At 41.3% G+C, this 13092-nt stretch carries 11 protein-coding genes; 8 read left to right on the top strand and 3 right to left on the bottom strand.

Annotation, left to right across the window (positions count from 1 at the left end):
• Positions 1-325 precede the first annotated feature (325 nt).
• Both BN8_RS12000 and BN8_RS33260 read left to right on the top strand, forming a co-directional pair.
• Positions 326-1405: a 3-oxoacyl-ACP synthase III family protein gene (locus tag BN8_RS12000; protein WP_009282136.1), complete on the top strand. Its 1080-nt coding sequence runs from the start codon at positions 326-328 to the stop codon at positions 1403-1405.
• A 127-nt stretch (positions 1406-1532) separates the two neighbouring features.
• Positions 1533-1694 (top strand): hypothetical protein, encoded by a 162-nt coding sequence (locus BN8_RS33260; protein WP_009282135.1) that lies wholly within the window; start codon positions 1533-1535, stop codon positions 1692-1694.
• A gap of 64 nt (positions 1695-1758) precedes the next feature.
• Here the strand turns inward: BN8_RS33260 and BN8_RS11995 are convergent, their stop codons facing one another.
• The 3 genes from BN8_RS11995 to rbsK form a co-directional block, all read right to left on the bottom strand.
• Positions 1759-2529, bottom strand: a complete 771-nt coding sequence (locus BN8_RS11995) for a glycoside hydrolase family 19 protein (RefSeq protein ID WP_009282134.1) — start codon at positions 2527-2529, stop codon at positions 1759-1761.
• Between the two features lie 96 nt (positions 2530-2625).
• Entirely contained in the window at positions 2626-3633 is a 1008-nt protein-coding gene (locus BN8_RS11990) for a GRP family sugar transporter (protein WP_009282133.1), read from the bottom strand.
• Between the two features lie 88 nt (positions 3634-3721).
• A complete protein-coding gene (rbsK, locus tag BN8_RS11985; RefSeq protein WP_009282132.1) occupies positions 3722-4663 on the bottom strand; it encodes a ribokinase in 942 nt (313 codons plus the stop codon).
• Positions 4664-4876: 213 nt separating this feature from the next.
• On the opposite strand from rbsK, the gene BN8_RS11980 reads away from it, so the two are divergent.
• The 6 genes from BN8_RS11980 (at position 4877) to BN8_RS11950 (ending at position 13026) form a co-directional block, all read left to right on the top strand.
• Positions 4877-5485, top strand: a complete 609-nt coding sequence (locus BN8_RS11980) for a hypothetical protein (RefSeq protein ID WP_192579046.1) — start codon at positions 4877-4879, stop codon at positions 5483-5485.
• Positions 5486-5666: 181 nt separating this feature from the next.
• Positions 5667-6047, top strand: coding sequence for a DUF6371 domain-containing protein (locus BN8_RS11975; protein WP_009282130.1), 381 nt, complete (start codon positions 5667-5669; stop codon positions 6045-6047).
• Positions 6044-6292: a hypothetical protein gene (locus BN8_RS33255; RefSeq protein ID WP_040005760.1), complete on the top strand. Its 249-nt coding sequence runs from the start codon at positions 6044-6046 to the stop codon at positions 6290-6292. The genes BN8_RS11975 and BN8_RS33255 overlap by 4 nt, the downstream gene beginning before the upstream one ends.
• A 556-nt stretch (positions 6293-6848) precedes the next feature.
• On the top strand, positions 6849-8414 hold the full coding sequence (locus tag BN8_RS11965; protein ID WP_192579045.1) for a hypothetical protein: 1566 nt from the start codon (positions 6849-6851) through the stop codon (positions 8412-8414).
• A 47-nt stretch (positions 8415-8461) separates the two neighbouring features.
• Positions 8462-11809, top strand: a complete 3348-nt coding sequence (locus tag BN8_RS11960; protein ID WP_009282128.1) for a hypothetical protein — start codon at positions 8462-8464, stop codon at positions 11807-11809.
• 108 nt (positions 11810-11917) lie between these two features.
• A protein-coding gene (locus tag BN8_RS11950) for an IS3 family transposase (protein ID WP_374755517.1) occupies positions 11918-13026 on the top strand; the annotation gives its coding sequence in 2 pieces (ribosomal slippage) (positions 11918-12179 and positions 12179-13026; 1110 coding nt in all).
• The last annotated feature ends 66 nt before the right edge of the window (positions 13027-13092 follow it).

Here is a 13092-nt window from a genome sequence, read left to right as displayed (position 1 = left end):
GTGTTGTGATTTGGTTACCAGGCAGCGAAAATACGCTGATGGGTAGTAAAAAATATGCGGGCCATAAACACGGTCTGGATGCAGGGAACGAACAACTCGCCCGAAAGTTGTCGGTCGGGCGGTGTCCCAATTTTCGTTTGCTGGTATTAAAGAGTAGCTTTAACTTGCGGCCGACGCTGCACTGGGTCGTTTAGAGTAGCAGTGACATCGATATCCGACTGTTGATCATGTTTCGACACGGATAAAGCCAGACAGATACCATTTGCGTCTCAGTGGTCACCGGCAGGCATACTAACACGTAAACCTATACTTGTACATAATTGATATGAATTACCCTGTTAAGGCCGTTATTGCCGCAACCGGCAGTTACATTCCTACTGTCAAAATGAGCAATGAAGCCTTCGCGGATCATCATTTTTACGACCGCAATGGGTTACCGCTGTTGCAGGAGCAGGCGGTCATCCTGGAAAAATTTAAGTCCATTTCGGGTATTTGTGAACGCCGGTACGCCCAACCCGACCAACAGGCGTCGGACCTGGGATTTCTGGCGGCCAGCAATGCTTTAGACAGCTCAGGGATTGATCCTGAAAGCCTGGATTACATCATCGTGGCGCACAACTTTGGCGATGTTGCGTTTGGTAGTAATCGGGTCAGTATGGTTCCGTCGCTGGCGTCGCGGATCAAGGCACTGCTTCAAATCAGGAACCCGAGCTGCGTGGCGTATGATCTGGCGTTCGGATGTCCCGGCTGGCTGGAAGGAGTCATCCAGGCCAGTTATTACATCCGGTCCGGCGATGCCCGCCGGTGCATGGTTATTGGTACCGAAACGCTGTCGCGCGTTACGGATGCTCACGATCGGGATTGCATGTTGTTCGGTGACGGCAGCGGAGCCGTAATTCTTGAAGCTGCCGATGACCACAGGGGCGGTATTTTGGCTCATTGCACCCAAACGCATGCGCATGAATACGCACATTTGCTGTCGATGCAGCCGTCGAACGCACCGTTACAAGCCGATAGCCAGGATATTTTCATGAAAATGAACGGCCGTAAGCTATATGAATTTGCGTTGACTACCGTTCCTGTTGCAATCAAAGCGACTCTCGACAAGGCGGGCGTGCCCCTGTCGGCAATTAATAAGGTATTGATTCATCAGGCGAACGAAAAAATGGATGCCGCTATACTTCAGCGGCTTTTTAAGCTCTACGATATGCCAATGCCTGCCGACGACCTGATGCCGATGACAATTTCCTGGTTAGGTAATAGTTCCGTGGCGACCATACCAACGTTGCTGGACCTGATTTTAAAAGGAAATTTTGATAACCATCAGATCCATCCGGGTGATAACATTGTATTCGCTTCTGTCGGTGCGGGCATGAACGTCAACGCCATGGTGTATCAATTCTAATTTGCCGGTCGTTCTGTATGAACAGACTGTGGTCCGCGTGAGTTGGGTTGGCTCATGCAGGCATCGATCCTACAACCCAGGAAGTATCATTCGCCCGACAGCGGGTTAGCCGTTTAATCCTTATCTCATGGCCGCAAATCGCCCATACTCCCGCGTTTACAAGGGACCCAAGCCAACACTGGAACACAAAAACCCGTATGCGGTTATTGGACAGCCCGGCATGATCAAATACCTGACCGATAAGCAGGCCAGCGGACGCGACGACCTCATCCCGCAGTTTCAGCGGTAATTAAGTTAGGGCTGCTCAGGGTTGAAAAGTGCGTGTACAATGAGGCAAAAGCGTTGCAAACTCGTTAATTAAACGATACGGCGACTAACTGATTGTCAGGAACCATGACCAGGTATTTCTGGGCCAGGTGTGCGATGTCATTGTCGTGGTCGGTGCCGTTGATGCAGCGTCGGGCACCGACCAGATCCGTTTTCACTTCATTGATGTAATCCGTGATTTTCCGGCCGGTAAAGTTGCCGGTTCTGAAGCCGTGAACAAGAATAAACAGGGCAGTGTCCGGCTCCAGAGCCAGGTCTGGGTTCTTGACCAGGTCGAGGTCCAGCAGTTCTGAATAGTTTTCGTAATTGAACTTCCAGGTCAACTGAACATAACCCCGGCCGTAGTAAGGGTAGTAGCGCAGGTTTTTGCGTCGCCATTCTTCGCTCAGCCAGAAGGCTTCCCTGACCGGTTTGAAGGTTTTAGCCGTTTCCCATTCCACTGTAGCCAGCACGTAGGCGATCTGGGGACTGAGGGTAAGGCCCTGAAACCGGCATTCATTCACGATGGCGGCAAGCGTTCCTTCTTTCGTCGAAAAGTCCGGATTGTTAACTGATCGGTCGACCTTACTGAGTAAAACGGCAATCGATTGAGGGCCAATCAGATCGGGGTTTCCTTCAAATACGTCCGTTTTATATTCGGCCCAGGCGGTGCGGGTTCTGGGGCCTAGCAGACCATCGATTTTGCCGACCGGATAACCCAGAAATTTCAGGGCGGTCTGGAGTTCCTTCAGTTGCTGCTGGGTAAGCTGCGACAGGGGCTTTGGTTCCGTAATGGTTTTAAGATCATCAAGCTGCATGGTAGTAAGGTGTAAGGGGAATGATAAAGCTTAAGTAAAGGTATCAGCCTGATTCAGAAGTGGGTAGGGGAGAATTCTCGTATTTGTGAACCTTATTTACCTGGCTACGATCAGCAAACTGAGGCCTACCACGTAGCAGAGCAACATGCCGTTGAGCAACATCCCAACCCCCCTGGGAGCATTGCGAAACTCCCGCCAGATGTAAATGCCCCACAGGGCTGCCACCACCGTAGCGCCCTGCCCAAGCCCGTAGCTGATGGCCGGACCGGCCTTATCGGAGGCCAGAATACTGAACGACATGCCAAGGCACCAGATCATCCCGCCCAGAACCCCCGTGAGGTGGTTGCGGGCACTGCCCCGGAAATAATCAGCGTAGGTTACAGGAGGGCCCACGAAGGGTCGACGCATGAGCAGCGTATTGAAAACAAGGTTACTGGCCAGGATACCCAGCGAGAAAAACACGACGGCAGTATAGGGGCTGAGCATGCCGGGTTGAGGTTGCTCAAAATTCGGAAACATTGACCGCGCTACGTACTGGTAAAACAACCCCATCAGGCCACCTGCAACGACCGATAGGAGTAAGCCCCGCGTCGATGACCCTCTGGTGGTGGAGGCCCCTTCCGTTGCTGTTTTACGATAGGCAAAGGCATTAAGCAAAATGGCCACTACAATGAGTGCCATACCGCCAAACAGTAACGTAGCATTACCAACCGGCGCGTTGAGGTAGTTGACCACTACGCCAATGACCAGCGCCAGCCCGATGCCGACCGGAAAGGCAACCGACATACCCGCAATGGAGATGGCCGCACCAAGCAAAATGTTGGCCCCGTTGAACAACACCCCACCCCAGACCGCCAGTCCCAGATTAGCACTATCTGCCTGCGCTACATCGGCGAAGAAGGAACGGCCACCCGTACCAACATTTCCCAGCGTGAGTGCCAGCAAAAGGGCCAGCAGCACGATTCCTAGTACGTAATCCCAGTAAAACAGTTCGAAACGCCAGCTACTGGCCGCCAGTTTCTGGGTGTTGGCCCACGAGCCCCAGCAGAGCATCGTAACAATGCAGAAAAATACCGCAACGGAATACGTCTGTATAATGAACATGGTCGAATGGTTTAGGAAGAAAGAAGCGTTGGTAAGAAGACGCACCAGATCAGAGAATCAATTGTCAATGGCAGATAATAGCTAGTTCTTAAGCAGATGCCAGCGGTAGGGTGTCAACCTCATAGCGCCGGGGCATCGATGCCTGGGCACCCATGCGTGTTACAGAAATGGAAGCAGCTTTGCAGGCAAAGGTAACAGCTTCCAGTAGGGGAAGGCTCTCAGCTAAAGCTACCGCCAGCGCCCCGTTGAAACAGTCGCCTGCCGCCGTGGTATCCACCGCCGTAACGGGTGGCGCAGAAACGAAGGTTGATTCGCCTTCTGTAGACAGATATGCCCCTTTTGATCCTAACGTAATGACTACATTGGGCACACCCGCTTCGTGGAGATGTTGAGCCGCCTGCCAGGCGGTGGTCTCGTCGGTCACACGGATGCCGGTCAGCAGTTCGGCCTCCGATTCGTTCGGCGTGATCACATGCAGGCAGGTGAGCAGGGATGGATTGAGGGGTTGAGCCGGGGCCGGATTCAGAATTACCCGCATCCCACGTACATGGGCTTGCCGAATGGCGTAATCGACGGTTGGTAAGGGCGTTTCCAGTTGCAACAGCACAACGGTCGAATCAGGCTGAGTCGCTAAAGCTGTAGCCACCTGCGTCTGGCTCAGCCGGGCGTTGGCCCCGGAAGCCACCATGATGCTGTTTTCGCCCCGGCTATCAACCCCGATCAGGGCTACACCCGAGGGTTCCTGGTTATCTGTCGTGACAAAGTCCGTGCGTAACCCTTCCTGATCGAATTGTTGGCGGGCCTGTTGCCCGAACACGTCGTTGCCCACATTGGCGACAAATGTGACGGAAGCCAAGTCGGGTTCCGATGCCGCGAGACGTACCGCAGCCACCGCCTGATTGGCTCCTTTGCCGCCCGCATTCATCAGAAAGGTGCCTCCAATGATAGTTTCGCCGGGGGCCGGCAATTTGTCGGCCTTAATAACCATATCTGTATTGGACGATCCAATAACGCAAACTGAAGCAGGCATATGGGATTGTATAAATATTGAACAAAACTATGAAAAATATGTACCTGACGGGGTTGAAAGTCCATGGATTATCGCTGAGGCCTGACGTACCTACCAGTCTGAAGTAAGGTCGTTCATTTTTACCGTTCACTAAATGGGGCTGAGGGAGTAGATCAAATAATGAGTTTTGTAGACTATTTCTGAGAAGCACTATCCACGTCTTTTCATGAACCCTTGCGCCTACTACGCTGCCTGCTGTTGGCGGTCGCTACCAGCCCGCTGTATGCCAATGCTCAGGAAACAGCCGTATGGACTCAGTGCTACGTCTTCTCAAATCAGTATTTACGCAAAAATGTCATTCTTAAATCCGCAAGATGTATGCCTATTACCATTAAAACCGCATCGTTCACGGTCGAATCATACGATGTGACAGTCAATCAGGCCACTGACGGCAACCGACGTGTCATACATCTGACCAGCCCTGACCTGTCGCATGGTATCCGGTTCAAAGCATGGATTCTATTTTTTAAAACTAACTTTTCCGGTAGTGCTTCGGCTAGGCACGTCAATAATCTGGAAGGAACCAATTTTGACCCTCGTCAAATAACCGTCTGGGGAGATCCGAGCTTATTTGATGGTTTCTACGCTGTGCTTAATTCGGAGTCGCCGGTTACTTTTTCGTTTGACTACGAGGTTGGCAGCAGCCAACCTAATGAAGATCAAAAAGATATTCGTTCCTACCAGCTTTTCACAAGCAAAGAAACGCCCGGTGATTTCGAACAGAAATTCAGGACAGTCTTTCAAGGATTAACCTCTCTTTCATCGACGGAGAAATTGTCTTAACACGACGCTGGCAGAAGCAGATGAACGCTGCATGGTTCGACCAAACATTAAAAAAGGCACTTACAGCGTGTTGTAAGTGCCTTTTACTATTTAGTTAAGTGACCACGGGAGACTCGAAAAAGGCCTCTCTGGTCTTTCGTACCATGATGAAGTCAAAGCCCGTAACAGCATTGGTCCTTGTGTGTTCTGGTACATAGATGAGCAGGGCCGCAAGCGGGGAAGGCAAATCAAGCTGTTTGATGATACGTTCCATACCATCAAGTACGTCAGCAAGGACGGAGAGAAGCGGAGCCGAACAAGTTGGGTTCATTCGGCCCTGCTACGTAAACTTACCCAACAACAAAAGCCGATCCCTGAATGGCTACAGCTATACGACGAACATGCCGAACGGTCGCCTTGCTTGTTTGGGCTACCTCAACTGCTGACCGCTCCTATTGATCAGCCGGTAGCCATTGTTGAAGCCCTAAAAACAGCGGTGATCAGTACGCCGTACTTTCCGGGTTTTATCTGGTTAGCCGTTGGCGCGTTGTCGTACCTGAATGCTGACCGCACTGATCCATGATACCCCGTAGCAGCAAGATAAACCTACTCAGAGCCGTTTTAACCGGTAAGGCTACCCCTGAACAAGTCGAAGCCTTACGTGATCTCAACAAGCCGGTATTTGTCACTATCTGCTTAGACGACAACGGGCGACCGTTGGAGCCTGAGCCAGATGAGCCAACTTATCACATCAGCATTTCCAGCGATCAGTCCGTAAAGTGCTATTACCAATATCCCGACGGCCGGATCGAGTACGTAAACCAATAAAACCGATGTGGTCAGCCCGACAGGAAAAGCTACTGGTCTTGCAAGCCGCAATTAACGGAGAGGTAGAAGTAGTACGCCGGTACAAAGAGCGACATAAGCCATTTATCCTGGTTGACGAAACGATAGTACTACCGGAAAGTAGAATAGCAATAGATCTAAAGTAAGCAGACGACCGGATAACTGAAATAACCGTATCTTATCCCCGCTTACATCAGCCTTTACAGGTTGTCACTTACCCAGACATGAGCCGTGCTGACTTTAAAGTTTTAACTAATTTAAAGCAGTATAAAATCTTTTATACCGTTCATCAACGAACTAAGCTGTAAGGATTCAAGATAAATGTGTAAACAGAGGCAGCGAATTTTTGATAAGAAAAAAAATGTTGGTAAATTTTCTCTTATCAAAAATCTTTAAAAGATGAATTACTCACTTTCAGAAATGAGCATAACCTAGTTGGTAAATTTTTTAAGTCAAAATTTTCATTTCAATTAATAAAATCTAACAGGAATATTACTTCATTTACCAAACATTATTCACGCCTAAAAAAATAAAAATGATGAGTAAAGAATCATTTTCTTATAGATCATTTATTAAAAATATTTACATAGAGCTTCCTAGAGGTTATGTTTTCAAGCACCATTCGCTTGAAGATGATGACAAAGAAGACTTTTTAGGTAGACAAAATATAAAACGAGATTTTTTAAATGTATTGATGTATGGGCAAAAAAGGGGTGCTTATTTAGTTACTGGTTATCGTGGCATGGGTAAAACAAGCTTTGTTAGTCAAGTCATTGAAGCTTATAAAAAAGAGAAAAATAAGCAAAACAAAAATAAGACAAGCTCAATAAGTACAAATACTGAAAAGCAAGATACTGATAACAACTATCCAGTAAAAGACATTAATATAAGTTTGGCACAAACTCAAGTTAGAGAAGTAGATATTTTAAAATACATTGTAAATAAATTGGTTGAAGATCTTAAAACATATCCACAATATAATACAATAAAACGAATTTCAATTAATAATATTTTTAGTTGGGGATGGCCAATCATTACAATTTTATTATTGACAAGTAATTATCTATTTATTAATTATTTCGTAGATAAGGAAAATAAACCTGACTCTTATAATACATTAATTGAAAATATTATTGGGTTAGTCTCAATTGCTGGGTTATCTTGCCTATTATTATATACTTTTGTCAACTGGTCGTATACAAATAATTATAATATTTTTTTATTTAGAATATTTAGAAACTCAAAAACAAGAGAATTTAAAGTTATACTTGAAGAACTTCTAAATTTACAGCTCAGGTCTAATGCACAAGTTACAAGTGAAGATTCATTACGAGAAACATTCACTGCTTCTGTAACAGCACTTTTTAAGAAAGATACAAAGGTTTATGCTATGGCAGGACCTAGAGAGATTGAGGCTTCACTTATATCGATACTAGAAAACTTGAAAATTTTTAAAGAGTATATATTTATCTTTGATGAATTAGATAAGATTGAACCAGTTCCTAATCAATATTCTTTTGAATTTTCAGAAAAAAACGATAATTATTTAAATCAAAAAACATATCTGGATGACTTAAGAGAGCGCCGACTCTTAATTACAAGTATTTTGTTGTCACTTAAGTTTTTTATAAATGAAGCTCACGCAAGATTTGTTTTTATTGCAGGTAGAGAGATGTTCGAAGCTTCACTGGCAGATATTTCTGATCGACAATCTTCAATTAGTAGTGTATTTCACAGAGTTATATATGTTGATAGTTTTCTTAAAGACAACTCCGAAAGAAATAACAGTAGTTTAGGTATTGGAACACTTGTTGAAACTTTTATAAATAATACACTTTTCGCTAACATATTTAATCATTCATTTAAAGAGTTTGAAAAGGTTAGTAAAAGAGAATATGATTTATTGTCGAAATACTACATTTATCTTCTTTATATTAAAAAATATAAGATTGCATCAATTGATGAATATTTAACGTCTGCAGAAAATGACAAAAAAAGAATAACAAAGCTTATAGAAAACAAAAAAAAATCAAAGTCAAAATTGAAAAATCTAAGAAAAAATTTTTTGGTATTTATAAAGGAGTATTTTCAAAAAAAGAAGTAAAAAAAATTGACGATTCATTAATAAGTTTAAAAAAAGAGATAGACGATTTGAATGAAAAAATTAAGGAGGTAAATAATTCAGTTCTGGAAGGTATAAATGATGCATTTAATAGATCAAAATTAAACGAACATGTGAATGAAGATTCTAGAAAAGTAATTTTTGTTCTACAGAATTTTATCACTTATTTAGTTTATAGAAGTAACGGCTCTCCTAGGAAAATAGTTAAATTATTCGAAGAATATATTGTTTCGAATAATTTTAAATCAATGCAAAGAGCCCAAAAGCGTAGCATAATAGTTAACCCATATGCATTAGAACAATATGAAGAAGATATTTACCGACAATATTTGTACTTTCCTTATTATATTCAATATAAATTTGGTTTTAATTCTTACTTATTTCAGCCATTGTTAACTATGTATAGTTCGTTTATTAAACGCTATAGTGATAAAACTCTGATTTCTATTCCGTTTCTAATAGACAATTTAATAAAATTTCATCCAACAGCATTTTCAATCCACAATCTAGAATTAATTCCTGAAATATTATCGACAAATAAATCGCCTATTTCAAGGCCATTCTTAGAAGAGTTAGTTAGTTTTCTAGGACAAAACCATATTCGTAGGACTGAAGCTGGAATATTTGAATTTAAATTCTATGATAAAACTCATAATGAGATTATGTTCATCTCAAAAATTTTTGAAGATGAATCAGCAGCTTACAATTTTACTTTGGATGAAACTTTACCAATTAAACAGCACTTAATCGAAAAAATTAAACAGCTAAGAACATATCACAAAGAATTAGAACATAAAACTGACAATCCTGTTAGTTCGATAATTTATCTCAATCGTTTATTAGGAGATGTTCGTTTTCAAGATGAAGAATACGAAGAAGCAATTATTTCATACCAAGATGCTCTTCAAATGATAAATAGAGATAACTTAGATAGTATAAATTTAATGATTTCTTTTATTCGCATTAAATTAAAGTTAGGACTTACTTATGAAAAGATTAAAGCATACGAATTTGCATTAGGTCATTATGCTGGTGTCATTGAAGAATGCATCAAGCAGCTGAAAACAGTTAATAATAATGGTATTAAACATCAAAACTCTAATTTTAGTGATAATAAGCTGCCCGAAGGACAATTAAATATATATAGAGAATTAATGTATTTTATATTGCAAGCTCATATGGCTGTGCTGTATCTGCAGGAAAAATTGTATGAGGGTATAACTTTTCAGAAAGTAAATTACATTTATTCATCAATTTATAATTTGATAAATCAATATATATACAGTTATGATCACAGAGATATTATTCTTGCCTCCGCCTGTAATAATATAGGCACAATTTTATATTATAAAAATTTTACTCCATCTCACAGCATTAATAGAATAATGCTATTATATTCCAAGAAAGTAAGTTTAGGAGTAAAAATTACTGAGTCAGAGAAAAGAAATTTTAGAAAAATTGTCAGCGATTCATTCCCAGAATATATTGATAAAGTTTTTGTTTTTAAAACTTTGGATGAATTACTTAAAAAGCACGACTTCAGTAATACAGATTCGAGAATTAACTCAACATCTATAATTTATTACAAATATGCTCTAAAAATGTTGTTAGGTGTTAAAAGGGAAAACATTGAAGGAGCTTATGAAAAAGATGGCAACCTAAAAATTAAGATAAGCATACATGACAAAAACATAGATGAAAAGTTAAGTAAGTTTAATGAGGAGAGATTGAAGGACAGTATTATTTTTTTATTAAAACAATGTCCACCACTTATTTACAAATTGAAAAGTTCAGATAATGAACGCGTATCTTTTAGAAGTTCTCAGCATCGGCGATATTTAACAAGTATCGGACATACATTATCAAAAATCGGAGACTCTTATTTGCCTTTGATTGAATACAAAAATGTGAATGTTAAGGATGCTTTAGGATGTTTCTGGCTTCCAAACGAACAAATAGACAGTGAAGAAAAGGCAGATCATATTGATTATGAAATTTTTGCAAGAGAAAAGTTGCTATGGGATTATTATGGCGACTGTGATGAAAGTTTTGGCATAAAAAATGATAAGATCTTGCAATCGCTTTTTCCTCCACGGTTTGTTTTCCATATTTATTATCTTTCATGTTTATTTTTTTTAGACGCTGGTGATACAGCTAATGGAATATTTCAGCTCAGAAAAATTTTATTTTCATTAAGGGCTATACAATTTGATAAGTCTAGCGAAAAAGACGACTCTATCGGCAATAAAGCGATTAGGAACGCGCTTAAATCTTTGGAACGGAACTTGATTAGGAGAATACTAGAGCTTTCAAGCTGGATGAGTCATTCGTCTGACAGACCACAATTAGCAAAATTTAAGAAAAGTTTTAGTGTTAACACTTTACGTACACCTCATTCTATCTCTCAAGAATTGTATTCTAACGTTTCAAATAACCCTGAAACAAAAGAAGTAATCTTAGCTTATACGTTATTGAAGTTACAATATACAGATCCTATCATTGGCGATTCGCTTAATGATAGTATAAATAGAGTTCTAGAATCAAAATTAGTTTCACCATATAATAGTATATCTCATCAAATATCAAGAATGATGGAGCTTGAGTTACAAACTTTGATAAATTACAAAATTGTTAACGGCTACTTTAAAGAGAAATTCTTTTCTTTAGCCAATTTTAATCTCGTAGGAGATGATTCATGGGTGACAAAATATTATTCATCATCTAAATTGTATGATCTCGATTTGTCTGAATTTAATAGTAAAGCTAAAAACAAAGACGTTGTAGAGTTTAGACAAATAATAGATAGTTTCAATAAAGTTGTTGAAGATGAAGAAAATAAACATAAGTTTGATGCCATTACAAAAGAGTTGAGTCAAGTAGCTGTTAATTCTGTTTTTAATTTAACTCAAATGATTAATATTTGTAATACATTTGGTGTTAATTATATTGTTAGTTATTCTTTTTTAGCTTCATGTCATGTGAAATTAGCATTTTGGCTTAAACTTCTTCATTTTTGTCGGTTTTTGAATAGTAGATATAGACTTAATTTACTGTTTGATACTGAATTACATGATCTAGTTGGTAATCAATCTTTAGTTTCTCTTGATGCTTTAACTCAATATCAGATAGCTCTTCAACATTACTACAGGGCTTTGCAAATGCATAAGGAAGGGGACTCTTATTCTCTTCAAACTAATAATATGATTTATCTAGAAGATGATTTTAACGATAATTTATATCATTTTGGTGCAGCATTAGAACGGCTTAAGATTAACTCTGGCTATATTCGTCAAGAGATTCAATTATTAAAATCCGAAATTAATAACGCAAATATGCATAAATATAGCGCCTATGCTGGAGAATCAGGGTCAGGTTAATAGATCATTTGATGTATTTTTTAGTTGGTCAATTTATTATAATGTAAGTATCCCTAAAATTCGGACAGTTTTGAATTAGAGAAAAATGCTAATTTTAAACTGATTCCCATGAAAAAGACCCGATTCACCGAATCCCAAATTGTCAAAATCCTTAAGCAGCAGGAGAATGGCATCCCCACCAAGGAAATTTGCCGCGAACATGGCATTTCTGAAGCTACTTTTTATAATTGGAAGAGCAAGTATGGTGGTATGGAAGCTTCCGATGTCAAACGGCTCAAAGACCTCGAAGAGGAGAACGCTCGCTTGAAGAAGATGTACGCTGATCTGGCGATGGACAATCAAATCCTGAAGGATCTGTTCACAAAAAAAGGTTGGGCCCTGCCACCAAAAGGCAATTAGCCGAGGAGATTGTTCAGGAGCACGCTATTCCCGTGAGCAGGGCCTGTCAGCTAGTGTCTTTACCGCGTTCGCAATTCTATTATAACACCAGGAAGGATGATACGGCTGTGATTGAGGTATTGCAGGATTTGGCTTTTGCCCATCCTTCGTATGGGTTCCGGAAACTGTTTGCCTATATCCGAAGATCTGGCCAGACCTGGAATCATAAAAAGGTGTATAGGATTTATAAACTGCTCAAGCTGAATAGAAAACGTAAGGGGAAGCGTAGGCTGCCAACTCGAGTGAAGCATCCGCTGCAACAACAGACCGCAATTAACAGCAGTTGGAGTATGGATTTCATGAGTGATACGATGGTAGGTAACCGTAAATTCCGGACGTTCAACGTCATCGATGATTGTACGAGGGAGGTGCTGGCGATTGAGATCGACACCTCACTTTCCAGCAAAAGGATCATCCGAACGTTGGAACGGGTGATAAAAGAACGAGGAAAGCCCAAGACCATTCGAACCGACAATGGCCCGGAATTTACTTCGGGTGATTTTGAGCTTTGGTGTAGGGGCGAGAAGATTGAGATTCAATACATCCAGCCAGGCAAACCGATGCAAAATGGGTACGTTGAACGGTTCAATCGACTATACCGGGAGGCTATTTTGGATGCTTACCTATTTTTTGACCTTGAACAGGTCCGGCAATTGACGAGCGATTGGATAGAGGAATATAATCTAAGAAGACCCCATGAGTCATTGGGTAATCTCACGCCCGAAGAGTGGAAAAGCAGGGTGATTGAAAACGAAGAAACTCTAATTGGTACTGTCTGAGATTAGGGGTACTTACAATTGCATTTTAGAATAAGCTTGTTGCGACACATTTATATTAATGCTGAA

Source organism: Fibrisoma limi BUZ 3, assembly GCF_000296815.2.
GTDB lineage: Bacteria > Bacteroidota > Bacteroidia > Cytophagales > Spirosomataceae > Fibrisoma > Fibrisoma limi.
The sequence above is the reverse complement of the archived record's forward strand: the minus strand, read 5'-3'. Positions and strand labels throughout refer to the sequence as shown.